The following is a 24035-nucleotide window of genomic DNA, read 5'->3' as shown; positions in this document are numbered from 1 at the left end:
TGAAGAAAAACCGCCACGGAATTATTTCGCCCTTGCAGCTTCAACAGCCTTCTGTTTCTCCGGATCGATCCACCACGTCTGCATCATCGCGGCGGTCTGCGACGGCAACGTCTTCGGACGGCCGAAAATATCCCAGTAAGCAATCCGCTCATACGGATAGTACCATTGCGGCACGACATAGAAGTTCCATAGCAGAACGCGGTCGAGCGCGTGAACCGCCGCAACGAGATCATCTCGATCTTTCGCGAATACGACCTTATCGATCAGCTTATCGATAGCCGGATTTTTGATGCCGATCGTGTTGCGGCTGCCGGGCTTGTCCGCCGCCGCCGAACCCCAGAAGTCGCGCTGCTCGTTTCCGGGCGAATTCGATTGCGCGAAATTATCCACGATGATGTCGAAGTCGCGGCTGTCTTCGCGCTGCTTGTACTGCGCATCGTCGACGACCCGGACGGATGCATTGATGCCGAGTGCCTGCAGATTTTGCACGTAAGGCAGAATGATGCTCTGGAATGTATCGCCGTTGATGAGGAACTCGGCGGTCATTTGTTCGCCCTTGGCGTTGCGCAATACGCGCGCACTACTTCCCGACGATAACCCGACCGCACGCATGAATTTGCAGAAGTAGCCGCACGAACCGTCGTTCACCGGCTCGCTCGAAATTTTCCAGCCGGCCGCTTCGAATAGTTTCAACGCTTCCTGCTGATGCTTGCGATAATCGCCTTCCTTGGAGTTAACCGGGTTTTTCCACTCCGTCGTGAAGATTTCCGGAGGCACCTCCGATTTCACCTCGTTCAGGATTTCAAGCTCGCGACCCTTCGGCAGTCCCTTCGACTGCAAGTCGGAGTTCGCGAAAAAGCTGTCGAGACGCACGTAAGAGCCATAGAACAGCTTCTTGTTCGTCTCTTCGAAATTGAACAACAGGTTGAATGCGTGCCGTACCCGCGGATCGGCGAATTGCGGCCGCCGGATATTGAACGCAAATGCTTGCATGGCCGCGACGCGCTTGGTCGGAATTGCCTCCTTCTTGACTAGGCCCTTCTTCAGCGCATCGAAATTATATTGCGAAGCCCACGCCGACGCGCGGTTTTCAAGCCAGAAATCGATCTTTCCGGTTTTGAAATCCTCAAACGCCGGAGCACGGTCGCGATAATACGTGATTTCGACGGTGTCGAAATTGTATTGCCCGCGCATCACGGGCAGATCTTTCGCCCAATAGTCCTTGACGCGTTCGAAGACGATGCTGCGGCCGGTATCCACAGACTTGATCTTGTAGACGCCGTTACCGAGCGGTGGCTCTACGGTCGTTTCGCCGAGATTGCGTTGTTTGCCGTTAGCGTCCTTGCCTTCCCAATAAGCTTTCGAAACGATGTTGAGCTGGCTCATGATCATCGGCAACTCTCTGTTGCCTTTGACATCGAATGTGAACTTCACTTCGTGATCGCCGGTCTTTTCGGCCTTCACGACATTCTTGTAATAGAACGCGTAGAACGGATTGACCTTTTTGAATTCGTCGAACGAGAAAACGACGTCGTCGGGCGTTATCGGCGTTCCGTCGTTGAACCGCGCTTCCGGGCGCAGCTTGAACGTCACCGACGAAAAATCGTCCGGATAGGATGCACATTCTGCAATTAGGCCGTACTGCGTTTCCGGCTCGTCAGGACTGCTCGCGAACAGGCTATCGAACAACAGCCCGAGCCCCGCCGCCTTAACGCCTTTATCGGAAAAAGGGTTTAACGTATCGAAGGTGCCGTCCGCCCACTGACGAAGTGTGCCGCCCTTCGGTGCATCCGGATTGACCCAGTCGAAATTCTTGAAATCGGGGCCGTATTTCGCTTTGCCGACAAGGGAGAGAGACGGCCGGCACTGCGATTCGTCGGCCCGTGCTGCCTGCGAAGCCGGCAAAAGACTGATGAGCGCCAGGGCGGCAAGGGTTAACGTCAGGCGCATCCGCATATTCGATATCGTCCTTTCTCTGCCCCAAGTTTAACACGGCCGGGCGAGGCGGGGATAACGCCGCGCCTGGATATGAAGCGACCCCGCCAACGGCTCGGCAGGGTCGCAAACTTTATGCAGCATAGCGAGTTAACTTGCCTTCATTTTGGCAAGGGTACGGGCGTATCGGCAAGTGTCGCCAGATAGGCGATGACGTCGGCCTCGTCGTTGGCAGTCGGCAACCCGGCAAACATCATTTTTGTGCCGGGAATATAGGCCTTGGGATTGTGGATGAATTTCGCGAGTTCCTCGAAAGACCAGTCGCCGCCCTTGGCCTTCATCGCGTCGGAATAAGCAAATCCCGGATAGGATGCCCGCTTGCGGTTGACGACGTCCCAGAGGTTCGGACCGACGGTTGGCTTCTTGCCTTTTTCCGCGACATGGCAGGCGTGGCACTTGTTGAAAATCGTCTTGCCGTTTTCCGCGTTGGCTTTGGGAAGCAAGGCCATAACCTTCTTCGCCGCTTCATCGGGCGTCTCGGCCGCCGCCGGGGCAGCCTCTGCTGACGCTCCACTGCCCTTGCCACTGGTCGCTGTTGGTGCCGGTAACGTGTAGCCAGGCTTTTCCGGCGCGTGTCCGACGTTCATGTCGATGATTGTTCTCGTCCCGAAGATCAATAGGAGCGCCGAGAGGACGGCGCCAGCGATCTTGGTGAACTCGAATTCGTCAATTCTCATTCTGGTGTCCCCCGGGTATCGGCCAGACGGTGACGCGCAACCTAGTGTAATGAGACCGTTCAATTCAACTGTATCAAGACTTAAGTCAGGTATATAAGCTCGCCTTTCCCATGCAAGCGCACAAACGGTTTCGCCACGCCAGGAAAGCGAGACAGTTTGTCACGAACGATGATTCCGACCGACGTGCCCCAGAATATCTTGATCGTCATACCTGCCCGTATGCAGGCGACCCGCTTGCCCGGCAAGCCACTCGCTGACATAGGCGGAGTGCCTATGATCGTCCACGTCTGGCGCCGCGCAATGGCAGCCGAGCTCGGACAGGTTATCGTCGCAACCGATAGCCAGGAAATTGCATCCGCCGTCGAGAGTGCAGGCGGCAGCGCTGTCCTGACGCGAGCCGATCATGAGTCGGGTTCCGATCGGGTGTTTGAAGCCGTCACGAAATCCGATCCTGCCCGGAAGGCGAGTACCATCGTCAACTTGCAAGGCGATCTCCCGACCCTCGATCCCACTCTGGTGACGCGTTGCATTGCACCGCTCGAAACGTCCGATGTTGATATCGCAACTCTTGCAGCCGTGATCGGGAACGACGAAGAGCGAACCAATCCCAACGTCGTCAAAGTCGTCGGCACGCCGCTCGCCGAAGACCACCTTCGGGCGCTTTACTTCACGCGCGCCACAGCACCCTCGGGCGAGGGGCCGCTCTATCATCACATCGGCATTTACGCTTACCGCCGGCCGAGCCTCGAACGGTTCGTTGCGTTGCCTCAGTCTCCGCTCGAAAAGCGCGAAAAACTCGAACAGTTGCGGGCACTCGAAGCCGGAATGCGTATTGACGTGACCGTCGTTGACACTGTTCCTCTCGGTGTCGATACTCCGGCCGATCTTGAGCGCGCCCGTCGCCTTCTCGCGCCATGACACGGCTATGTCGCCATCCACACAAATCTGAGAGTTCAGGCGCCCGAAGTCATGCCGCATTCTGACAGCACCCCTCCGCGCATTTCCTACCAGGGCGAACCCGGCGCCAATTCGCACCTCGCTGCGCGCGAAGTCTATCCCGACCTCGAAGCGGTCGCGTACCCGACGTTCGAGGATGCAATCGCGGCTGTTAAATCCGGCGAGACGCGGTACGCGATGATCCCGATTGAAAACTCGGTCGCCGGCCGCGTCGCGGATATCCATCACCTGCTGCCGAATGCCGGGCTTTACATCGTTGGCGAATACTTCCTGCGCGTGCGCCATCAGTTGATGGCTAAAGAGGGCGCGACCATCGACACCATAAAGCGCGTGATGAGCCACACCCAGGCGCTCGGGCAATGCCGCTCGACGCTTCGCCGGCTTGGATTGAAGCCGGTTCCGGAAGCCGACACGGCAGGGTCTGCACGCCTAGTCGCCGAAGGCAACGACTTGGCCACCGCCGCGATTGCCTCGCGCCTTGCGGCCGAAATCTACGGTCTCAAAATCTTGCAAAGCGATGTCGAGGACCAGACGCACAACACCACCCGGTTTGTGGTGCTCGCGAAAGATCCAGACGATGCAGAGCCTGGCAACGGCCCGGTGATGACCACCTTCGTCTTTCGCGTTCGCAACGTGCCCGCCGCGCTCTATAAGGCGCTCGGCGGATTCGCGACCAACGGCGTCAACATGACGAAGCTCGAAAGCTATCAGGAAGAGGGCACTTTTAACGCCACGATGTTCTTCGCCGACATTGAGGGGCATCCTGTCGATCGGCCCGTGCAACTTGCGCTCGAAGAACTGTCATTTTTCTCGACACAGATCACGATTCTCGGAACCTACCCCGCAAGCCCGTACCGAAAGGAAGCTGCGGAACTGGCGGCCAACGGCCAAGTGCCTTTGAGCCGGTCGAGCTGACCGCGATGCGTCTCAAGGATAAAGTGGCGGTGATCACGGGTGCCGCGTCGGGATTTGGCCGCGGTATTGCGGAGCTTTTCGCAGCCGAAGGCGCGAACATTGTGATCGCCGACACCAGCGGCGCCGCGGCCGACGCGCTCGCGCAAAAGATCGGTAACGATCGCGCGATCGCTAAAATCGCGGACGTGACGAAACGCTCCGACGTCGATGCGATGATCGACGCGGCCGTCGAAACGTTCGGCGGCGTCGACATTCTCATCAACAACGCAGGCGTCACGCACAAGAACCAATCGCTGATGACCGTCACCGAAGACGAGTTCGATCGCATCTATGCGGTCAACGTCAAATCCATCTACCTGACGACGCTCGCCGTTGTGCCGGTCATGGAAAAGCGCGGCGGTGGTTCGATCATCACGACAGCATCGACCGCAGGCATCCGGCCGCGTCCGGGGCTCACGTGGTATAACGGCTCGAAGGGCGCAGCGATCACGCTGACGAAATCGATGGCGGCGGAACTCGCGCCGAAGAATATCCGCGTCAACGCCATCAATCCGGTCATTGGCGAGACCGGCATGCTTGAGCAGTTCATGGGCCTGCCAGACACGCCGGAAAACCGCGCCAAGTTCATCGCGGGTATACCGCTCGGCCGTATGTCGAAGCCGTTCGACATTGCCAACGCCGCACTCTTCCTTGCCGATCCCGCGAGCGCCTTCATCACCGGCGTCGCCATCGAAGTCGACGGCGGTCGCTGCATCTGACGGCGGCGATTCCGTCGATCTCTCGTACGCGTCGATATCTACAGGCGGATCGATCCAGGTTTATATCCTCGCATCAATAAGTTGGGTCGCGCTGCGACACTTGTGGGTTGCAGTATCGCGGGGTTGTACTTCGCTGCCGTTGGCCCCATTATACGCGCGGGAGGTTGGCGGCGGACGAATTCGTCGCCAACCGGGTCAGGTCCGGAAGGAAGCAGCCCTAACGATCAGAAGTCGGGTCGTTCGCCAGCCTCTCATATTGAGTTTAAGGGTCAATGGCCCTCCGCGGACTGCGGTCATTTTGGACAAGGTTTGGCGCGGGTCGCCTTGTTCCCTCGCTCTCACGGCGAAAGTCAGCTACTCCGGATCAATGGCCAAGAAGAAATCGGATACGTCTGGTGGCGTTGCAGGTTCGGTTGGAGTCGAGCCCGCGAAGCCGTACGTCGTTCTCGCACGCAAATACCGCCCCGCGACGTTCGACGATCTGATCGGCCAGTCGGCGATGGTAACGACGCTCCGGAATGCTTTCGCATCGGGACGCATCGCGCAAGGCTATATGCTCACCGGCGTGCGCGGGGTCGGCAAGACGACGACTGCCCGCATTCTCGCCCGCGCCTTGAACTATGAAGCTCCTGGCTACGATAAGCCGACGATCGACATGCCTGGCCTCGGCGTCCACTGCAAGGAGATCATGGAAGGGCGTCATCCGGACGTCCTCGAAATGGATGCCGCCTCGAATACCGGCGTCGACAACATTCGCGAAATTATCGAAAGCGCGCAGTACACGCCGCTCGTTGCGCGAACGAAAGTCTTCATCATCGACGAGGTCCATATGCTGTCGAAGGGCGCGTTCAACGCGCTCCTGAAGACGCTGGAAGAACCGCCCGCGCACGTCCGCTTCATTTTCGCGACGACCGAAATCCGCAAGGTCCCCGTCACGGTGCTATCGCGCTGTCAGCGTTTCGATCTGCGTCGTGTCGACCAGCCGGTGCTCGCCGAGCATTTCAAGAAGATTTCCGAAGCCGAAGGCGCCAAGTCGGATGCCGACGCATTGCAATTGATCGCGCGTGCCGCCGAAGGCTCGGTGCGCGATGGCTTGTCCATTCTCGATCAGGCAATCGCGATGGGCGAAGGCCACGTCACGGCGACAAGCGTGCGCGACATGCTTGGCCTCGCCGACCGGGGCCGCATCTTCGATCTTGCGGAAGCGATCTTCCGAGGCGACTTGCCGACGGCGCTCAGCGGTTTTTCGAGCCTGCATCGCGACGGCGCCGAAGCCGCCGAAGTGGTGGCTGACCTCGCCGAAGCCGTTCATGTCATCGCGCGCGTCAAAGCCGTGGGAGAGGAGCCTGCCGGGGAAGATCTGACGGCGGAGGAAAAGAAGCGCTGCAGCGACCTCGCGAGCCGGCTGTCGATGCCCTACCTCTCACGCGCTTGGCAGATGCTGCTCAAGGGCCTTGAAGAAGTCGGACGCGCGCCGAATCCTGGAGTCGCCGCCGAGATGGTTTTGATCCGTCTCGCCTACACAGCCGACTTACCGACGCCCGACGAGTTGATCAAAAGCCTCGGCGGCGCGGCGCTTCCGGCACGACGCCCGGCGTTGGCTCCAGCAGAAACGCGCACGTCGGAAACCCGGCCTACTGTCAATACAACGACGGCGGCGCCGAGTGCTCAGCAGTCAGATAGCGAGATAGACGAGTCCTTCGACTTCGATAGTGACGAAGGCAACCTTGACGATGGTACCGGCGATGCAATCGAAGATGACAATTCGATGCCGGCAGCGCAGTTTCGCGTGGCGACATCGGACCCGCGCACCTTCGCCGAAGTCGTAGCGCTCGTAGGCGAGAAGCGCGACGCCAAGCTGAAAATTCACCTCGAAGATCACGTCAGCCTCGTGAAGTTCGATGCCGTCGCCGGTTCGATAGATATTTTCCTGCTGCCGGGCGCGCCGCCGGAACTCGCCAACGATCTTCGCGAAAAACTCAACGCATGGACCGGGCGGCGCTGGGTCGTCGTACTCTCTAAAGAAGCCGGACAGCCCGCGCTCGGGGATGTTCGCCGCGCGCGCGAAGCCGCCGAGCTTGAGCAATTGAAGGCGCATCCCGCGGTTCGCGCCGTACTTCAGGCGTTTCCCGATGCGAAGATCGCGGAAGTGCGCCGAATCGCCGGAGGCGATATGGCCACCGATGACGATAAAGAGAGCGAAGCAGGCTGAGCCGCACAACCGGGCATCGGCCGCCACGCAGAGGATCACATGAAAGACTTGATGGGCATGATGAAGCAAATGGGCCAGATGCAGGCTCGCTTCAAGGAAATGCAGGAAGAGTTGGCGCGCACCGAGATCGAAGGTCAATCGGGCGGCGGGCTTGTGCATTTGACCGTCGATGGCAAGGGCGAGGTCAAGCGCGTCCGCATCGACCCTAGCCTGATGAAGCCCGACGAAGTCGAAATCCTCGAAGATCTGATTGTCGCCGCAGCATCCGACGCCCGTGCCAAGGCTGACAGCGCCATGCAGGAAAAGATGGCAGAGATCACCGGCGGGATTCCCTTGCCGCCAGGAATGAAATTGTTCTAGCTCGCGGCGACATTCGAGCCGCGCAACACCTCTACGAAGGCGGTCCGGGGTGGGCCGCCTTTTGAGCATAAGCAGAGCATGTCCCGTAAAATTGCAGGACCTGAAATCGAGCGATTGGTTCAGCTGCTGGCGCGTTTGCCGGGGCTGGGTCCGCGTTCCGCGCGCAAGGCGGTGCTGTCGCTTTTGAAGCGGCGCAACGATTTGCTATTGCCGTTGTCGGACGCTTTGCAACGGGCCGTTGACAAGATCGCCGAATGCCCTATTTGCGGCAATCTCGACACTGTCGTTCCATGCAGCGTCTGTGCCGATCCGCGTCGCGACCAAAGCCTCATCGTCGTCGTCGAAGAAGTCGGCGATCTCTGGGCCCTCGAAAGAGCAAACGTCGTATCGGCACGCTATCACGTTCTTGGCGGACATCTGTCGCCGCTTGACGGTATCGGGCCGGAGCAATTGAACATCGCGACGCTATTGACCCGCGCGCGATCTCCCGAAGTGAAAGAAATCCTGCTCGCTCTCAACGCTACGGTCGAAGGTCAATCGACCGCGCACTACATATCCGACCAGCTGACAGCAACGGACGTGACCGTCTCGCGCCTGGCGCAGGGTGTACCGATTGGCGGCGAACTGGATTATCTCGACGACGGCACCCTTGCCGCCGCCTTCAAAGCGCGGCGCAAACTCTAAATATCTAAGCGCGGACAACGAAGCTTGAAAGATTGCCGATGGCGAATGTCGAGACGGCGCGACGCAATGCCGAAAGGCCGAAATTCGTAACCGGCTCGCTGCTCCGCCACATTTTGACGATGACGGCCGCAGGCGCTCTCGGGTTGATGGCGATCTTCGTTGGCGATCTTGCAAACATCTATTTTCTGTCGCGATTGAATGACGAAGCCGTCGTCGCGGCCGTCGGCTACGCGAGCTCGATTCTCTTCTTCGCGACTTCGGTTGGCATAGGTCTTTCGATTGCAGCGACCGCCCTTGTCTCGCCCGCTCTGGGTGCGGGCCGCCGCATTCGAGCGCGGCGGCTGGCAGCTAACGCCCATGCGCTTGCATTTGTCGCTTCCACATTGATCGCTGTGGTCTTGTGGCTGGCGATCGTGCCATTGCTCGAATTGCTTGGTGCCAGCGGCCGCACGCTCGATCTCGCCGCGATCTATCTCGAAATTCTGGTGCCGACGCTGCCCGTCCTGGCGCTCGCGATCACATCCTCCGCAGTCTTGCGTTCTGCGGGAGATGCCCGCCGCGCCATGTTCGTGACGCTGTTCGGCGCGGTGGTGAACACGATCCTCGACCTCATCCTGATCGTCCATTTCGGATTTGGAATCGAAGGCGCCGCCGTCTCGTCCTTCATTGCGCGTCTGACAATGTTAGCCATCGGTTTTTATGGCGTCGTCAAAGTACACGATTTGTTGGGCCGGCCGAAGATCGCAACGCTCGCGCAGGATGCGCCCGCATTCCTACGCATCGCCGCGCCCGCCGTGCTGACCAATATCGCGCCGGCGATCGGCAACGGCTACGTCACACACGCGATTGCCGCTTACAGCGATGCAGCCGTAGCCGCTTGGGCCATCCTGGCCCGCCTGACGCCGGTCGCATTCGGAACGATCTACGCGCTTTCCGGAGCCGTAGGCCCGATACTCGGACAAAACTACGGCGCCCGTTCGCAAGAGCGCATGCGCGACGCCTTCACCCTCGCGTTGCTGACGATGGCGGCCTTTACCGCAATCGCCTGGTTCTTTCTTGCCGTTCTCGCGCAGGGCATTGCGACCTTGTTCCATGCCGAGGGAGAGCTTCGCGATCTGATCGTCTTTTTCTGTCGCTGGCTATCGCCTTGGTTTGTGTTCATGGGAGCGTTGTTTGTCGCCAACGCGGCTTTCAACACTCTCGGCCGCGCCCACTATTCCACGCTCCTGAACTGGGGTCGCGCGACGCTCGGCACCGTTCCGTTCGTACTGATCGGCGGCAAGTATTTCCAAGCCGAAGGCGTGCTCGCGGGCAACATGATCGGGGGCGTCGCATTCGGCATCATCGCGATTTTTTCCGCATACCGCTTGATCGCGACTCTCGGCGACACCTTTAAGCCGCAAGCCAAGGTGATAAAATCCGAGATGACGTAGTGGCCGCACGGCGATTTGAGAGTTGAGGGCGCGGATCGTGACCGCCATGCCGCGAATACTCGTGACGGGAGCGTCGGGCTTCATCGGCCAGCATCTGGTCCGCAGGCTCGCTGAAAGCGGTTATCGCGTCCGGGCTGCCGCACGCCAGCCCATCGTCTTCGATGATCCGAACATCGAAGGAATCGCTCTTGGCGACATGTCGCGTTCGTTCGCAGCCGAGTATGTCGTGCGCGGCGTTGATGCGGTCATCCACGCCGCAGGAATGGCGCATGCCCAACCCGGCATCCCGGACTCCGCCTTCACGGCGATCAACGTCGATGCGACGCGCCAACTCGCGCGGGCGGCCAAAGCTGCGCGCGTGAATCGCTTCGTTCTCATGTCGTCCGTCCGCGCGCTCGTCGGCGCGCGATACGACGGGGTCGTGACAGAGGCTACGCCGCCCGCACCTACCGATGCCTATGGCCGCTCGAAGGTTGCTGCAGAAGCCATCACAGCGGAACTGTTGGCAGGCTCAAACACGCGCTGGACGGTGCTTCGCCCCGTTCTCGTTTACGGCCCCGGCGTCAAAGGCAACATGGCCGCACTCATGCGCCTCGCGGCCCAGCCATACCCGCTTCCGTTCAGTGCCTTGAAAAGCCGGCGTTCGCTGGTGAGCATCGGCAACTTATTAGGAGCCATCGAGCATGTACTCCAGTCGCAAGCCGCCGAAGACGGATCATTTATCGTCGCCGACCATGCGCCCGTCACGATTGCGGACGCGATCCGGGCTCTCCGCAAAGGTCGTGGCCGTCAGCCGCTACTGTTCCCGGTTCCCCAACAGGCGATCGCATCGGCTTTGCGGCTGGCAGGCAAGTCCGAGCTTGCAGAACGGCTGACCGGCGACCTCGTCGCAGATGCATCACGGTTAAGGCAAACCGGTTGGACTCCCTTGGAAGAGACGGCGGAGGCTCTCGCAAAAGCCGCACGCCATTGACCGGCGAACCGCGGTTCCATATGTCAGCACCATGGCCATTCTACCGATCATAACCATCCCGGATCCCGTGCTGCGCAAGATCTCCGATCCGGTCGAGCGCGTCGACGAAGCTGTCGTCAAGCTCATGGATGACATGCTGGAGACGATGTACGACGCGCCCGGCATTGGGCTCGCCGCGGTGCAGGTCGGCATCCCGAAACGCGTCGTCGTCATCGATGCAGCCGAAGAGGGCGAGCCGCCAAGTCCGATCGCGATGGCAAATCCGGAGCTTGTCGGGCTCGGATCGACGACGCGGCTTCACGAGGAAGGTTGTTTGTCAATTCCCGACGTGCGCGTCGAGATTGAACGGCCTGCAACGGCGACGGTGCGCTACATCGACCGGCATGGAAAGGAGCAGCAACTCGAAGCCGAGGGTCTGCTCGCAACTGCTATCCAGCACGAGCTTGATCATCTCGATGGCCAACTGATCATTGATTTCCTGTCGCGGCTGAAGCGCGACATGATCATACGAAAATTCAAGAAGCAGGCCCGCGAGGCAAAAGGCTAGTTCGCGAGCGGCCGGCCGGTCGGAAGATTCAGTTGCACGTGAAAACGAAGGATTGCGGATGTCGCTCGACCTCGTCTTTATGGGCACGCCGGATTTCTCGGTTCCGGTTCTCGACGCGCTCATCGCCGCAGGGCATCGCGTCGTTGCCGTTTATAGCCAGCCGCCGCGTCCGGCAGGGCGCGGACTGACGGAAGCCAAATCGCCGGTCCAACGCCGCGCCGAGACGCTTGGCTTGCCGGTCAAGACCCCAAAGAACTTCAAATCCGAATCCGATCCCGCCGAATTCGCGGCGCTGAACGCGGATGCGGCCGTCGTCGTCGCTTACGGATTGTTGCTTCCCCGCGCCGTGCTTGCAGCGCCGCGCTTCGGCTGCTTCAACGTGCATGCTTCGAAGCTTCCGCGCTGGCGGGGGGCCGCTCCGATTCAGCGCGCGATCATGGCGGGCGATACGACAACCGCCGTCAATATCATGCAGATGGATGAGGGGCTCGATACGGGGCCGGTTTGTCTCGGACGCGATGTGTCGATCACACCGGAGATGACGGCTGGAAAGTTGCACGATGTGCTTTCGAGCCTCGGTGCCGAACTGATGGTCGAGGCTCTGGCAAAGCTCGAAGCCGGCACGCTCCAGGCCAATCCGCAGCCGGTTGAAGGCATCACCTACGCGGCAAAAATCGACAAACGCGAAACACGTATCGACTTTGCGCTGCCCGCGCATACTGTTGCTAATCATATTCGCGGACTGTCGCCCTATCCGGGTGCTTGGTTCGAGGCAAATCTCGGAAATAAGGTCGAACGCATCAAGATCCTCCGCGCGTCGCCCGCGTCCGGGAAAGGAGAACCCGGAGTTCTGTTGGACGGCGCACTGATGATCGCCTGCGGCGATGGCGCGATCCGCATAACCGAGCTTCAACGCGCCGGAAAACAGCCGATGACCGCCGACGAGTTCCTGCGCGGGGCCCGTCCCGAACCCGGTATGCGCCTGGCTTGAACCCGAATTAAGCATGCTCCGCGAACCGTATGCGCGCGCAGCATCGTGAGGCTAATCTCGTGGCCGCCTGTTCAGCTCCGAGGTCCCGCCATGCTTCGCTCGTTTTCGCTTTGTCTCATCGCCACCGCGTCAGCGATGTTCGCGCTCGCAGACGCCGCGAACGCCGACGGAAGCTTCACGACGCGCATCGAAACGCATCCCTACTATGGCGCCGTCACGACGATCGAGCACGGCGTGCGTGTTATCCGTCCGCTGCCGCCGACGCGCCACGTCATCATCAATCCGAACCGGACGCCGCTCTCGTTGGAATACAACGAGACGCACGTCTACGAGCAAGGCGGAAGCGGCTACGGCAATACGATTGTTCGTCGCCAGGACCTCGGCGCCTACAACGAAGACGGACCAATCTACACCTATCCCGCTTACGGACGGCGATACTGGTTTGGACATAATGGCTCCGGACGTCGTGGGTTCAAACATCCAGGACACGGCGGCAAGGGTCCGCGCGTTAACGGCTTTTCCGCTGTACCGCACACCGGCGGCATCGGTGCCAGATAGAGGCATTGAGCCCGGAGGCCCCAACGGCTAGGGATGGCGCTCCATCCCCGTCGCGAGCCCAGAATGCCCCGCTACCGCATTACGATCGAATATGACGGCACGCCCTTCATTGGCTGGCAGCGCCAAGCCGAGGGCATATCGATTCAAGGAGCACTTGAAACGGCAATCAGCAAATTCTCGGGAGAAACGGTTGGCATCCGCGGTGCCGGCCGCACCGACGCGGGAGTGCACGCACTAGGACAAGTTGCGCATTTTGATCTCGCAAAGGCATGGGAGCCGGGCCGCATACGCGATGCAATGAATTTTCACCTCCGGCCGAATCCGATCGCAGTCTTGTCCGCGCACAAGGTCGACGAAACGTTCGATGCCCGCTTCAGCGCCATTAAGCGCCATTACGTCTATCGCATCCTCACCCGCCGCGCCCCTCCGATCCTGCAGCGCCATCGCGTCTGGTGGACGATGCGCGACCTCGATGCCGGTGCGATGCACGAAGCGGCGCAGGTACTGACCGGAAATCACGACTTCACAACCTTCCGCGCTGCGCAGTGCCAAGCGCAGTCGCCCGTCAAGACACTCGACGTGTTCGACGTTTCGCGGCACGACGGGGAGATCGTATGCCGCGTATCTGCGCGGTCATTCCTGCACCATCAGGTCCGTTCGATGGTGGGAAGCCTTAAGCTCGTCGGCGAAGGTAAATGGACGCGCAAAGATCTTACCGATGCGCTCTCCGCTGCTGATCGGAAAGCCTGTGGTCCCGTCGCTCCTGCGAGCGGGCTATATCTGGTGGCCGTCGATTATCCTAAATCCGAAAGCGCCGCTTAACCGGTCTGTGAGTCTTCCGTGACAAGAGACAGAAACTCCTGACGCGTGATGGGATTGTCGCGGAACACACCGAGCATGCGGCTCGTCACCATGTCGGTGCCCGGCTTGTGCGCTCCGCGCGTCGTCATGCAATGGTGCTCCGCCTTGAGCACGACGGCAACGCCTTCCGGATCCAGAACCTCCTGAAGCGTATTCGCGATTTGCGCCGTCATCTTTTCCTGGATCTGTAGCCGCTTTGCAAACGCATCGACAGCGCGCGCCAGCTTCGAAATACCGACGACTCGCCCGCGCGGAATGTAACCGACCCAGGCACGCCCAATGATAGGCGCCATATGGTGCTCGCAGTGGCTTTCGAAGCGAATGCCACGAAGCACGATCATTTCGTCGTAACCCTCGATCTCCTTGAACGTCTTTTGCAGGATCGTTCTCGGATCTTCATTGTAGCCGCGGAAATATTCTTCGTAGGCGCGCACGACGCGGGCCGGCGTTTCCAGAAGACCATCGCGCGAAGGATCGTCGCCGGTCCAGCGGATGATGGTCTTGATTGCGGCCTCGACCTCGGCGCGCGTCGGCTTCTTTTCTGAGCTCATTTGATCACTAATTTCGAGATTGGAGGGTTACGGCGGTTTCAAAGGCCGATCTTGGCTTACTTTTTATCACGATGAAAGGTGAGCAAGATCACATCCTTAAGCAGAATTGCCGCAATCGAGGTCCGGTTTTCTTCGGTCCGCCTAAAGGAGCGTGCCCCGGAGGATGAGCGTTGCCACCGAAAAATAAATCATCAGTCCCGTTACGTCGACCAACGTCGCCACGAACGGCGCCGATGCGCTGGCCGGGTCGAATCCGAGCCGCTTCAAGAGAAACGGCAACATCGAGCCCGCGAGCGACCCGAAGGTCACGATACCCACGAGCCCGGTGCCGACTGTCAATGCAACGAGCTTCCAATGCTCGCCATAATTGAAAATGCCGAGCGTCTGCCACAGCGCAATACGCCCCATGCCAATCACGCCGAGAATGGCGCCGAGCGTGATGCCAGTCGGAATTTCTCTCACGGCGACCCGCCACCAGTCGCGCAGGCGCAATTGCCCGAGCGCCAAGGCACGGATCAATAGAGACGTCGCTTGCGATCCCGAGTTGCCGCCCGAACTCATGATCAATGGGATGAAAAGGGTCAGCACGACCGCCCTCTCCAGTTCGTCGGAGTAATGCTGCATCGCGCTTGCGGTCAGCATTTCACCTATGAACAGCGCACAGAGCCAGCCGGCGCGCTTCTGAATCATTTCCGAAAAGCTGATCTCCATGTAGGGCTCCGCCATGCCCTCGACGCCGCCGAACCTCTGCACGTCTTCCGTACTTTCGGCGAGAATGGCGTCGATCACGTCATCGACCGTGACAATGCCCAGCACACGATGCCGCGCATTAAGAACAGGCACGGCAAGAAGGTCATGGATAGAGATCAGCCGAGCAACCTCTTCCCGGTCGGCATCGGGGTCGACCCAGACTGGATCGCGATCGGAAGCGACATCCATGATACCGCTGTTCGGATCGCTCATCACGAGCTGGCGTAGGGATACGACTTGCAATAGTTCGCGTGTGATCGGATCGAGCACGTAGATCGCATAAACGGTTTCGCGCGTATGTTCGACGTCCCTGATGTGCTTGAGCGTCTCCGCGACCGTGTACGTGGCGGGCACGCTGACGAATTCGGTCGTCATGATGCTGCCGGCGGTCCCTTCCGGATAGGCGAGCAGCAATTTGAGCGATTGGGCAGTTTCGAAATCGACGCGGGCAAGAAGGCTGGTGCGATCCGGCCCGTCCAGCTGCCGCAGCACGTTCGCAGCGCGGTCCGCCGACATACCTTTGAGGATATGTCCGGCGAAATCGTCCGGAAGATCGAGAATGAGATCGCCGGCGCGCGCCAGCTCCGGCCGGTCGAAGATCTCGACAGCGCGCTCTAACGGAAATTGCGAAAGGATCGCCGCAGCGGTCTCGATATCCTGCTGATTGAGCTGCTCGACGATGTCCGCATCGTGCTCATCGAGCAGTTCGACCAGCAGAATCGGGTCGACGTCTTCGCCCGACGCATAGTGGATATCTTCCATGGCTCACCTCTCGATCCGCCGTCGCAACGGATCGTGGTGAACCGACCCAACGGTCAGACCACGAACCTCGACGGCCGAGTTCTACTACTGTCGCTAGACAAGGGTTGGGTTCCTTCAAAACGCTTCGCCGGGAGTACCGGCAGCCGCGCCGGTGACATGGGCCGATCGGCTTCAATAGTCAAGGCAGGATCGAAATTGTTTCTGTGCGTCGCGCGGCCAAGCCCCCGCGCAGAAATTCAGAAGTGTCGTCGCAGATGAAAATTGCTTTAACGCAATCGTGCTTTTATTGCATAGACTCGCCACCCGCCAAGAAATGAAAACTGTGTTCGGACGAACGAAGACGGATGTAGCCAATGGACGTGCCGGGCTGGCGTGATTGGGCGTTCGCCTTAAAGACCTTTGGGGCCGCCATCCTGGCTCTCTATCTGGCGCTTTGGATCGATTTGCCCCGGCCCTACTGGGCCGTCAGCACTGTTTACATCACCAGCCAGGTTCTCGCAGGCGATACGCGCTCGAAAGCCCTTTATCGGGCATTGGGAACGCTTCTCGGCGCCAGCATGAGCATTGTGCTCGTTCCAAATCTGGTCAATACGCCGCTGCTCCTTTCGCTCGCCATCGCGGTGTGGGTTGGGTTTTGTCTGTACTTTTCGCTGCTGGACCGGACACCGAAAAGTTACGTGCTTATGCTCGCGGGTTACACTGCCGGCATTATCAGTTTTCCCGCCGTGGATGCACCGGGCACGATATTCGACATTGCAGTCTCACGCGTGGAAGAAATTACGCTCGGCATTTTCTGCGCCAGCATCGTCTCGATCGTCATTTTCCCGCAATCGGCCGAACCCGCCATGTCCGCGCGTTTGGATGCTTGGATTAGGAGCGCCAGGGAATGGGTTATCCAGTCGGTCTGCCACATCCATGCCGGCTCTGATTCTCAGAAAAAACGCTTGGGGTTGGCCGCCGATGCAGTCGCTTTCGACGCAATGATTTCATCCTTGCGCTACGAGTTAAGCACCTTTCGCCGCTCTCCGGAGGCGTTGGCAACGCTGCGCCAACATATGCTGATGTTCCTGCCGATCGCCTCGGCGATGGCCGACCGCATTAAATTTCTAGAGAGATCGAAGGGCCTAGATGCTTCTGTCCGCAAATTGTTCGACGACGTTGCAAGTTGGTTGCGATCCGACCGGATCGATCCCGACCGTGCTCACAGATTGCGTCAAGAATCGGAAAAGCTCGATCCGCCCTTGAACAAAAAGTCGACTTGGAACGATCTCGTTCTGGCGAATCTGCTGGCCCGCCTCAGGGACTTCATCGACCTTCGCCAGGATGTAAGGCTTCTCCAGCAGCATCTTCACGTCGGTGTACGTCCGCCGGACCCATTTGCTTTTCGTTATACAGCTAAGGCGCGCGCCATACGCCACCGCGACCACGGCATGGCGCTGCTTTCTGCAGTCGGCGCTTTTCTCGCAGTCGGCGTGAACTGCGCGTTTTGGATCGCGACGGGATGGCCCGACGGCGCATCGGCTCCGATGATGGCGGCCATCGTATGCTCGTTCTTCGCCACCTTCGACGATCCGGCGCCCTACATTGTTGGTTTTGGATATTCGGCATTGTTCGGCGCCATTGGGGCTGCAATTTATCTTTTCGGAATTTTGCCGCTCGCGACCAATTTCGAGATGCTGACGCTTGCACTCGCTCCCGGGCTGATCGTATGCGGCGTCTTTATGACCAAGCCCGCCACGGCCCTTATCGCAAGGTTGATGGCCGTGAACTTTGCGACCCTGATAGCAATCCAGAACGGAGGCATTGGCGAGTTTTCACCATTTGCAAACTCGACCGTCGCGGTCCTTTTCGGAATTTGGTCCTCGGTCGTGATCATCCGCCTGGTGCGCTCGGTCGGCGCGGCATGGAGCGCACATCGCCTGGAACGAATCAATCGCGAAAGCCTGATCGACGCTGCGAGGCATGGAGGCTCGAACCATGGTCTTGAACTTGCGGCTCTGATGCTCGATCGCGTCGGCCTAATCGCGCCGCGGCTGTCGGCGCTCCCGCGTGACGATGCCGAATGGATCGCCGATGTCCTCGCCGACGTACGCGTCGGCATAAACGTTGTTGAGCTCCGAAGGGTGCGAACGCAGCTTCCGCACAATACCGCACGAGCGGTGGAGCACATTCTCGCCAATGCGGCGCGATATTACCGGCACTCGCCGCATCAAGACAGCGTCCGCTCATTGCTTTTGCATAACATCGACCATGCATTGGAACTATTGCTGGCCGGACCGGAAAATCCCGCGCAACGGACAGCTGCTCTCGCTCTCGTCGGCCTGCGTCGAGCGCTCTTTCCGGATGCGCCGGAGTTCCGCTCGCCCTTGCTTTTGCCGCCTCCGCACGGAGTAGCTGCATGAGGGGGGAAATAGACGTATATGGAGTCTTCATCCCGTCGCTGCTTGCCTGGGCGATCATCGGATTCGCCCTCAGCATCTTTCTGCGTCGCGCGTTGGAAAGGTTCGGTGTTTACAAATACGTTTGGCACAGGCCCTTGTTCGACATTTCCCTTGTCGTCGTGCTCATCGGAGCCGTCGTCATGATCGCAAACCGGCTGCTCGCATGATCCGCTTTCCCCCGATACTGCTCCGCCTCGTTGTAACGCTCGCCATGGTACTGGCGGCGATCGTCGTCGGCGTCGCCCTTTGGGATTATTACCTGGAAGCACCGTGGACGCGAGACGGTCGCGTCCGCGCCGATGTCGTGGCCATCGCACCGGATGTTTCCGGGCTCGTGACCGAAGTTTTGGTCAGGGATAATCAGGATGTGAAGCGCGGCGACGTTCTGTTCCGAGTCGATCCGGAACGATACGAAATCGCTCTCAGGCAGGCAGAGGCCACTGTCGAAGGAATGAAAGCAGTCGCGGCGCAGAAAGCGGCCGATTATCAGCGCTACTCGCATCTCACCTCAACAGCGGTCTCGCAGCAGAAGGTCGAAGAAGCCCGCGCCGCCGATCTCCAGGCTCAAGCCGAGGTCCTGCGCGCTATCGCTGACCGCGACCTCGCAAAACTCAATCTCGAGCGGTCGAGCGTCAAAGCGCAAGTCAATGGCCGCGTCACGAACGTCAATCTACGCCCCGGCGCTTACGTCACCGTCGGCAAAGGCGTATTCGCATTGATCGACAGCGATACCCTACGCGTCGAGGGGTATTTCGAGGAAACGAAGCTCCACCACATTCACGTTGGAGACGTGGCCACGATACGGCTGATGGGCGACGGTCGCCGCTTGCAAGGTCACGTCGAAAGTATCGCAGGCGGCATCGAGGACCGGGAAAGAACCGAGGGCTCGAATCTTCTGGCAAACGTCAATCCGACTTTTTCATGGGTTCGTCTCGCGCAGCGCATCCCCGTCCGCATCAAATTGGATTCGCCGCCGGGCGACATGCCTTTGGTGGTAGGCAGGACGGCGACGGTGTCGATTGAGAGCGGCACTGCGGCTGACGCGCCGACGAAATGATGCTTCGGGTAGGGAACGAGGCAGATGACGAAGCAAATCGGAGCCGGAACGCTTGGCCTCGTACTCCCTGGCGGCGGCGCGCGCGGCGCTTATCAGGTCGGCGCCATCAAAGCGCTCGCCGAATTAAGGCCTTCAACGCGCAGCCCCTTTCCCGTTATTGCCGGCGCATCGGTCGGTGCGATCACGGCGGCGTTCCTGGCATCGAAGGCCGCGCAATTCGATAGCGGCGTTAGAGAGCTGGTTACGCTTTGGCAAAACCTCCATTGTGAAAACGTTTACCGCACTGATTTCGGTTCGATTTCCCTTACCGGACTTCATTGGGTCTTATCGCTGACGCCGATCGCATCGCTCGGACTGCCAAGCCCGCGCGCACTCTTCGATAATGCGCCATTGCGTCAATTCCTCACTGAACACACCGACTTCGATCGCATCGCAAAGGCCGTGGAGACGGGCGCACTAAAAGCACTCTGCATAACAGCATCATCGTATGACCGCGGCCGGGCGGTGACATTTTTCCACGGCTCGCCCGAGATAAAGGAGTGGAGCCGCTCGCGCCGCGACGGTATCGCGACGCCACTAACGGTCGAACACTTGCTCGCATCTTCGGCGTTGCCGTTCGTTTTTCCGGCGCAGAGGCTTGGACGCGAACACTACGGCGATGGTTCGCTTCGTCAAACGTCGCCGCTGAGCCCAGCGATCCATGCCGGCGCTGACAAGATCCTTGTCGTCACCACGCGCGACCGCAATCCTGACCCGCCGCCGACGGCGCAGGAGGTCAAGTATCCGACGCTCGGCGCGATCAGCGGCAGCATGCTCGACATCATCTTCATGGACAACGTCGATGCGGATATCGAGCGCGCGCTTCGAATCGACCACACGCTCTCATTGGTATCCGAACCGCGCTTGAACGAGACGCCGTTGCACGACGTTGACATCATCGCGCTCGAACCGTCTGAAGATATCAGAGATATCGCGCGCCGATATGCGAACGATATGCCCTGGACGGTACGCATGCTTCTGCGCCGTATGGGACTGTGGGGTCAGGACTGGCGCCTGCCGAGCTATTTGATGTTCGAGCCTGCCTACTGCCAAGCCCTGATCGAACTTGGCTATCGCGATACGCTCGCCCGGGCCGAAGAACTTCGGGCGTTCATGGACGCATCCCAAACGATCACCACTTGAACGTCGGTTTATGTGGCTTTTCGTAGGCCCTTCGAATCCTGATGCCGGTCCGGCGACAAAGCCGCTCCAAGGCGCTTCAAGGCATTTGATGTGTCAAACCGATCGAGCATGATCTCAATAACGGCCGGGCCTTCGTTCGAAGCCTGCGCATACGTCAACGCGTCTTCTAGTTCGTCTTCGGTTCTGACGCGGCGTCCCCAGCCGCCTCCGAAAACCTCCGGAAGCCTGTGGTAAGCCCAGGGTTGAATGTCGTTATACGGCCCCTCATGAATGATGCGTTCGGTCGTATATCCGTCGTTGTTCAAGAGCAGGATGATCGCATTGCTCTTGTGCCTGCAAAGCGTCGACAGCTCCTGCACCGTCATCTGAAATGCCCCGTCGCCGATGAAGGTGACGGGCCGCCTCGCGGGATCGGCAAGCGCTGCACCGAGCGTCGCCGGAAGGGCATAGCCGATCGAGAGATAGAACGCCTGCCCGATAAAGCCGACGTCGTGATGCATCACAAGATCTGCGGCGAGAAAAAGGGAATCGCCCGTCTCGGCAATGACGGTCGTGTCGTCGCCCACAAATGCGTTTATCCGTTTGGCAAGGTGGCCAACAGTCAATGCGCGGCCCGGCTCGACGGTAAAGCCGGTATCCAGAAGCTTCGAAACACTCGTGAACGGTGGATGCCGCAAACCGCCCTTCGGCATAAGATCGGCAAGCCCCTTCACGACATCGCCGATCCACACCTGCTCATAGACGTGCTGGCTGATCTTCAAACGCCCGGAGTTCGCCAGGATCATGTGACGGCCTTCGAGCCCGCTCGTCTGCAAGCCGAAATTGATATCGCTGACCCACGCGCCAAGGCACAAAAGCACATCGCTGTTTTCGACAATATCGCGAATCTCTTTTCGCGACGTACCGCCTTCGTAAACACCGATGGCTTGCGGATGATTTTCCGAAATTACCGTTTTGCCGAGCAGGGTCGTTGCCACCGGCAGAGCGCTGGCTTCGACCAGCCGATAGAAGTCCTGCATCAGTCCGTAGCGATGCAGCTCCGCGCCGCCGAGTATGACAGCTCGACTGGCACTGGACAGCAATCCCATCACCTCGTCGAGGGCCTCGTGAAGCGCCTCGGGATCGGACGGCGGCCGGCTGGGCGGCGCAAAGGGGCCGGGCGTTTGGCATGAACGATCCACCATATCGACGGGGATTTCGATCATGATTGGACGTTTTTCAGCCATGCATCGCGCCAGCGCCTGGTCGATGCGTTGCGGAGCCTCGGCGGCGTCGTCGAGCAGCACAGATGCAACCGTGATGTGGGAATAAGCCTGCTGCATGGTCGTAAAGTCGCCGACGCCGTGATGCAAAAGCATGGACGATCGACGCTGCATCGTCCGCGGGCTGCCAACGAGAACCACGACTGGTACCTGTTCGGCATAAGCGCCTGCGACGGCATTCATCGCGCTGAACCCGCCGACGCCCCAGGTCACGCAAACGCAGCCGACTCCGTTGATCCGCGCATAGGCATCGGCGGCATATCCGGCGTTGAGCTCGTTGCAAGTGCCGACGAATTCGATGCCGGAGGCAATCAAACGGTCCATGAACGTCAGGACGTAGTCTCCAGGCACGCCAAATGCATGCCTGAGACCGATTTGCTTCAGGCGTTGGGTGAGAAAGCTGGCGACAGTCGATTGCGGCATCCATCCAGGATGGATGCCGGGAAGTGCCGCGTCAAATGTCTAAAAAACCAATTCGATCGAATTTGTTATCGATGGGCAATGGCGACGTCCTGCAAAACGTGTGCTTCGAGCAGAACCTCGTCCAGGCGATATTTCAAAATATCTCCGACACTCACGATACCGACGAGCCGGCCGCCGTCCATGACCGGCAGGTGTCTGAGACGCTTGTTGGTCATTAATCGCGCTGCATCTGCAATGCTGTCGGAGGGCGCGCAGGTGAAAACGCCGGTGATCATCAAGTCCGAGACATGCATGCCGCCGACCGCGCCCCCATGGACGGCAACACCGTCGGAGATCGCGCGCTCCGTGATGATGCCGTTGAGCGTCACGCCGTCGTTGCTGACGATCAAGGCCCCGACACCCTTGAGCCGAAGCCTCATCGCAGCATTCTGTACGGTTTCGGTCGGCCGGACCGTCATGATGTCCGACCCTTTTGTCTTCAAGATGCTTGAAACATTCATGGACAACCTCTTTTTCGGAAGACGCTCACGGCGCCGACAGCACGACAAAGGACGTCCCTTGCCGTGTCCGGTGTTCTCCTAGCTTTTCTTGAAGTGCCGCCAGACGGTGCCCCCGTACAGCGGTACGGCACTGAAATTAGGCGCGAAATGTGCCAAGACGAAGCCATTGGCAGATAGCGACCCGACTTATCGAAGCCCGTGGTACTTATCGAAGATGTAGGAAACGATGCCGCACGAGACCAGATGTCGTCGGTCGAATGGAAAAATTGTTTTGAGGCGTGGTGCTGCCGGAGGGGATTGAACTCTCGACCTCTCCCTTAGCAAGGGAGTTGTTGAGTTTCTAATTCCTTTTGTTTTCCGCATGTTTGCAGCACCTTTATAGAAGTGTTACAGGTTTCGTTACCGGAGCTTCGTTATTCCAATTCAGAGGTATCAACGTCGCGCACGGCTTCTGAGACTTCATCCAACTCAAAATGATCATAGCGCTCGACCGCGCTGTCGCTAAGCCAGTTGCCAGCCTTTTTAAGTTTCGGTCGATCGAGCTTCGCCTTCTGCCGCATGCGCCGACCAAAGCTGTGCCGGCCAATATCGTGCGGCCGAATCTTACCAAGTTTGGCGCGCTCGCGTGCATGTGCAACCATTTGGGACATCCCCGTCCGTGTCTTCCATCCAAAGACGAGAGCTTCCGGATCAGGCCGATCCGAGTCCTTAGCTTTGCAAAATTCGGCCCACTCCTTCAGCGCGCTTATCAGCAACCGCGGTAGCATTACGAGGCGAGGCTTTTTGTTCTTCGTGTTTGCGAAGAGCACGGTCCCCGCACCGAAATCGATATTCCGCCACCTCAGCTCCACAGTCGCCGCTGTGGTGCGTTCGCCGGTCAACGTCAGCATATAAAGAGCGGCCTTGTTGCGCGCCGCCTTCTTGCGATTCCGGCCGTTAAGATCCGATGCGACCGCGATCAGTTTCTTGATGTCTCCATCCGACGGTGCGTTTGTCTCTATCGCTCGGTGCGCGCCTTCCGGCCGCCGCCAGCTCCGCTCTGGAGCTTTCCCGGCCTTGGACGCCGCCGTGTAAACCGAGATGAACGGCGTGTAGACCTCTCGATTTCGGGTCTTACCCGTGGCATTGGGCCGAAGCTTCTTGGCGGCGTCGTCGAGTTCCTGTTGGGTGATGTCGTCGAGAAATC

At 59.4% G+C, this 24035-nt stretch carries 23 protein-coding genes and 1 other RNA gene; 17 read left to right on the top strand and 7 right to left on the bottom strand.

The genetic code is table 11. From position 1 onward, the window contains the following. Nucleotides 1-21 precede the first annotated feature (21 nt). Nucleotides 22-1956, bottom strand: a complete 1935-nt coding sequence (locus tag VHB22_RS15195) for an extracellular solute-binding protein (protein ID WP_414652749.1) — start codon at nucleotides 1954-1956, stop codon at nucleotides 22-24. Nucleotides 1957-2096: 140 nt separating this feature from the next. Beyond that, a complete protein-coding gene (locus tag VHB22_RS15190; RefSeq protein ID WP_325457827.1) occupies nucleotides 2097-2672 on the bottom strand; it encodes a cytochrome c family protein in 576 nt (191 codons plus the stop codon). Nucleotides 2673-2840: 168 nt separating this feature from the next. Between VHB22_RS15190 and VHB22_RS15185 the strand changes: the two genes are divergently transcribed. The 13 genes from VHB22_RS15185 to truA all read left to right on the top strand — a co-directional run bounded on the left by VHB22_RS15185 (nucleotide 2841) and on the right by truA (nucleotide 13882). After that, nucleotides 2841-3590: a 3-deoxy-manno-octulosonate cytidylyltransferase gene (locus VHB22_RS15185; RefSeq protein ID WP_325458002.1), complete on the top strand. Its 750-nt coding sequence runs from the start codon at nucleotides 2841-2843 to the stop codon at nucleotides 3588-3590. A 51-nt stretch (nucleotides 3591-3641) separates the two neighbouring features. Beyond that, a complete protein-coding gene (locus VHB22_RS15180) occupies nucleotides 3642-4544 on the top strand; it encodes a prephenate dehydratase (RefSeq protein ID WP_325457826.1) in 903 nt (300 codons plus the stop codon). 5 nt (nucleotides 4545-4549) lie between these two features. Further along, nucleotides 4550-5302, top strand: a complete 753-nt coding sequence (locus tag VHB22_RS15175) for a glucose 1-dehydrogenase (protein ID WP_325457825.1) — start codon at nucleotides 4550-4552, stop codon at nucleotides 5300-5302. Between the two features lie 162 nt (nucleotides 5303-5464). After that, an RNA gene (gene ffs / locus VHB22_RS15170) (signal recognition particle sRNA small type) lies at nucleotides 5465-5554 on the top strand. Nucleotides 5555-5669: 115 nt separating this feature from the next. Further along, nucleotides 5670-7514 (top strand): DNA polymerase III subunit gamma/tau, encoded by a 1845-nt coding sequence (locus VHB22_RS15165; protein WP_325457824.1) that lies wholly within the window; start codon nucleotides 5670-5672, stop codon nucleotides 7512-7514. 39 nt (nucleotides 7515-7553) lie between these two features. Then, a complete protein-coding gene (locus tag VHB22_RS15160; RefSeq protein ID WP_325457823.1) occupies nucleotides 7554-7874 on the top strand; it encodes a YbaB/EbfC family nucleoid-associated protein in 321 nt (106 codons plus the stop codon). A gap of 78 nt (nucleotides 7875-7952) precedes the next feature. Beyond that, complete coding sequence (recR, locus tag VHB22_RS15155) at nucleotides 7953-8558, top strand: recombination mediator RecR (RefSeq protein ID WP_325457822.1); 606 nt, start codon at nucleotides 7953-7955, stop codon at nucleotides 8556-8558. Nucleotides 8559-8596: 38 nt separating this feature from the next. Beyond that, on the top strand, nucleotides 8597-9991 hold the full coding sequence (locus VHB22_RS15150; RefSeq protein ID WP_325457821.1) for an MATE family efflux transporter: 1395 nt from the start codon (nucleotides 8597-8599) through the stop codon (nucleotides 9989-9991). 46 nt (nucleotides 9992-10037) lie between these two features. Continuing rightward, nucleotides 10038-10964 (top strand): NAD-dependent epimerase/dehydratase family protein, encoded by a 927-nt coding sequence (locus tag VHB22_RS15145; protein ID WP_325457820.1) that lies wholly within the window; start codon nucleotides 10038-10040, stop codon nucleotides 10962-10964. 31 nt (nucleotides 10965-10995) lie between these two features. Next, nucleotides 10996-11511, top strand: coding sequence for a peptide deformylase (gene def / locus VHB22_RS15140; protein ID WP_325457819.1), 516 nt, complete (start codon nucleotides 10996-10998; stop codon nucleotides 11509-11511). Nucleotides 11512-11569: 58 nt separating this feature from the next. Then, nucleotides 11570-12502: a methionyl-tRNA formyltransferase gene (fmt, locus tag VHB22_RS15135; protein WP_325457818.1), complete on the top strand. Its 933-nt coding sequence runs from the start codon at nucleotides 11570-11572 to the stop codon at nucleotides 12500-12502. 90 nt (nucleotides 12503-12592) lie between these two features. Continuing rightward, nucleotides 12593-13060 carry a hypothetical protein gene (locus VHB22_RS15130; RefSeq protein WP_325457817.1) on the top strand — a complete coding sequence of 156 codons (468 nt, stop codon included), beginning with the start codon at nucleotides 12593-12595 and terminating at the stop codon, nucleotides 13058-13060. A 63-nt stretch (nucleotides 13061-13123) separates the two neighbouring features. Next, nucleotides 13124-13882, top strand: a complete 759-nt coding sequence (gene truA / locus VHB22_RS15125; protein ID WP_325457816.1) for a tRNA pseudouridine(38-40) synthase TruA — start codon at nucleotides 13124-13126, stop codon at nucleotides 13880-13882. On the opposite strand, the gene folE is transcribed toward truA, so the two are convergent. Together folE and mgtE are read right to left on the bottom strand one after the other, a co-directional pair. Then, nucleotides 13879-14472 (bottom strand): GTP cyclohydrolase I FolE, encoded by a 594-nt coding sequence (gene folE, locus VHB22_RS15120; protein WP_325457815.1) that lies wholly within the window; start codon nucleotides 14470-14472, stop codon nucleotides 13879-13881. The two genes, truA and folE, sit on opposite strands and share 4 nt — an antisense overlap. Nucleotides 14473-14613: 141 nt before the next feature. After that, entirely contained in the window at nucleotides 14614-15984 is a 1371-nt protein-coding gene (gene mgtE / locus VHB22_RS15115) for a magnesium transporter (protein WP_325457814.1), read from the bottom strand. A 353-nt stretch (nucleotides 15985-16337) separates the two neighbouring features. Between mgtE and VHB22_RS15110 the strand changes: the two genes are divergently transcribed. From VHB22_RS15110 to VHB22_RS15095, 4 genes are read left to right on the top strand one after another with little or no spacing between them, the layout of a single operon-like run. Further along, nucleotides 16338-18386: an FUSC family protein gene (locus VHB22_RS15110; RefSeq protein ID WP_325457813.1), complete on the top strand. Its 2049-nt coding sequence runs from the start codon at nucleotides 16338-16340 to the stop codon at nucleotides 18384-18386. After that, on the top strand, nucleotides 18383-18592 hold the full coding sequence (locus VHB22_RS15105) for a DUF1656 domain-containing protein (RefSeq protein ID WP_325457812.1): 210 nt from the start codon (nucleotides 18383-18385) through the stop codon (nucleotides 18590-18592). Before VHB22_RS15110 ends, VHB22_RS15105 begins: the two co-directional genes overlap by 4 nt. Continuing rightward, complete coding sequence (locus VHB22_RS15100) at nucleotides 18589-19482, top strand: HlyD family secretion protein (RefSeq protein WP_325457811.1); 894 nt, start codon at nucleotides 18589-18591, stop codon at nucleotides 19480-19482. The genes VHB22_RS15105 and VHB22_RS15100 overlap by 4 nt, the downstream gene beginning before the upstream one ends. A 24-nt stretch (nucleotides 19483-19506) precedes the next feature. Next, nucleotides 19507-20664, top strand: coding sequence for a patatin-like phospholipase family protein (locus tag VHB22_RS15095; RefSeq protein WP_325457810.1), 1158 nt, complete (start codon nucleotides 19507-19509; stop codon nucleotides 20662-20664). A gap of 8 nt (nucleotides 20665-20672) precedes the next feature. On the opposite strand, the gene VHB22_RS15090 is transcribed toward VHB22_RS15095, so the two are convergent. The 3 genes from VHB22_RS15090 to VHB22_RS15080 form a co-directional block, all read right to left on the bottom strand. After that, nucleotides 20673-22349 carry an alpha-keto acid decarboxylase family protein gene (locus tag VHB22_RS15090; RefSeq protein WP_325457809.1) on the bottom strand — a complete coding sequence of 559 codons (1677 nt, stop codon included), beginning with the start codon at nucleotides 22347-22349 and terminating at the stop codon, nucleotides 20673-20675. A gap of 65 nt (nucleotides 22350-22414) precedes the next feature. Beyond that, complete coding sequence (locus VHB22_RS15085) at nucleotides 22415-22849, bottom strand: CBS domain-containing protein (RefSeq protein ID WP_325457808.1); 435 nt, start codon at nucleotides 22847-22849, stop codon at nucleotides 22415-22417. Between the two features lie 413 nt (nucleotides 22850-23262). After that, nucleotides 23263-24035: tyrosine-type recombinase/integrase (locus VHB22_RS15080; protein WP_325457807.1), on the bottom strand; the 773-nt coding region annotated here is incomplete at its 5' end.

It is taken from the genome of Hyphomicrobium sp., from assembly GCF_035548195.1.
Classification (GTDB): Bacteria; Pseudomonadota; Alphaproteobacteria; order Rhizobiales; family Hyphomicrobiaceae; genus Hyphomicrobium_B.
This window is presented reverse-complemented; position numbering and strand designations above follow the sequence as displayed.

Coding starts and splice junctions, on each gene's coding strand:
- VHB22_RS15195 (WP_414652749.1), bottom strand. CDS start 1,956: ATGCGGATGCGCCTGACGTTAACCCTTGCCGCCCTGGCGCTCATCAGT.
- VHB22_RS15190 (WP_325457827.1), bottom strand. CDS start 2,672: ATGAGAATTGACGAATTCGAGTTCACCAAGATCGCTGGCGCCGTCCTC.
- VHB22_RS15185 (WP_325458002.1), top strand. CDS start 2,841: ATGATTCCGACCGACGTGCCCCAGAATATCTTGATCGTCATACCTGCC.
- VHB22_RS15180 (WP_325457826.1), top strand. CDS start 3,642: ATGCCGCATTCTGACAGCACCCCTCCGCGCATTTCCTACCAGGGCGAA.
- VHB22_RS15175 (WP_325457825.1), top strand. CDS start 4,550: ATGCGTCTCAAGGATAAAGTGGCGGTGATCACGGGTGCCGCGTCGGGA.
- VHB22_RS15165 (WP_325457824.1), top strand. CDS start 5,670: ATGGCCAAGAAGAAATCGGATACGTCTGGTGGCGTTGCAGGTTCGGTT.
- VHB22_RS15160 (WP_325457823.1), top strand. CDS start 7,554: ATGAAAGACTTGATGGGCATGATGAAGCAAATGGGCCAGATGCAGGCT.
- recR (WP_325457822.1), top strand. CDS start 7,953: ATGTCCCGTAAAATTGCAGGACCTGAAATCGAGCGATTGGTTCAGCTG.
- VHB22_RS15150 (WP_325457821.1), top strand. CDS start 8,597: ATGGCGAATGTCGAGACGGCGCGACGCAATGCCGAAAGGCCGAAATTC.
- VHB22_RS15145 (WP_325457820.1), top strand. CDS start 10,038: ATGCCGCGAATACTCGTGACGGGAGCGTCGGGCTTCATCGGCCAGCAT.
- def (WP_325457819.1), top strand. CDS start 10,996: ATGGCCATTCTACCGATCATAACCATCCCGGATCCCGTGCTGCGCAAG.
- fmt (WP_325457818.1), top strand. CDS start 11,570: ATGTCGCTCGACCTCGTCTTTATGGGCACGCCGGATTTCTCGGTTCCG.
- VHB22_RS15130 (WP_325457817.1), top strand. CDS start 12,593: ATGCTTCGCTCGTTTTCGCTTTGTCTCATCGCCACCGCGTCAGCGATG.
- truA (WP_325457816.1), top strand. CDS start 13,124: ATGCCCCGCTACCGCATTACGATCGAATATGACGGCACGCCCTTCATT.
- folE (WP_325457815.1), bottom strand. CDS start 14,472: ATGAGCTCAGAAAAGAAGCCGACGCGCGCCGAGGTCGAGGCCGCAATC.
- mgtE (WP_325457814.1), bottom strand. CDS start 15,984: ATGGAAGATATCCACTATGCGTCGGGCGAAGACGTCGACCCGATTCTG.
- VHB22_RS15110 (WP_325457813.1), top strand. CDS start 16,338: ATGGACGTGCCGGGCTGGCGTGATTGGGCGTTCGCCTTAAAGACCTTT.
- VHB22_RS15105 (WP_325457812.1), top strand. CDS start 18,383: ATGAGGGGGGAAATAGACGTATATGGAGTCTTCATCCCGTCGCTGCTT.
- VHB22_RS15100 (WP_325457811.1), top strand. CDS start 18,589: ATGATCCGCTTTCCCCCGATACTGCTCCGCCTCGTTGTAACGCTCGCC.
- VHB22_RS15095 (WP_325457810.1), top strand. CDS start 19,507: ATGACGAAGCAAATCGGAGCCGGAACGCTTGGCCTCGTACTCCCTGGC.
- VHB22_RS15090 (WP_325457809.1), bottom strand. CDS start 22,349: ATGCCGCAATCGACTGTCGCCAGCTTTCTCACCCAACGCCTGAAGCAA.
- VHB22_RS15085 (WP_325457808.1), bottom strand. CDS start 22,849: ATGAATGTTTCAAGCATCTTGAAGACAAAAGGGTCGGACATCATGACG.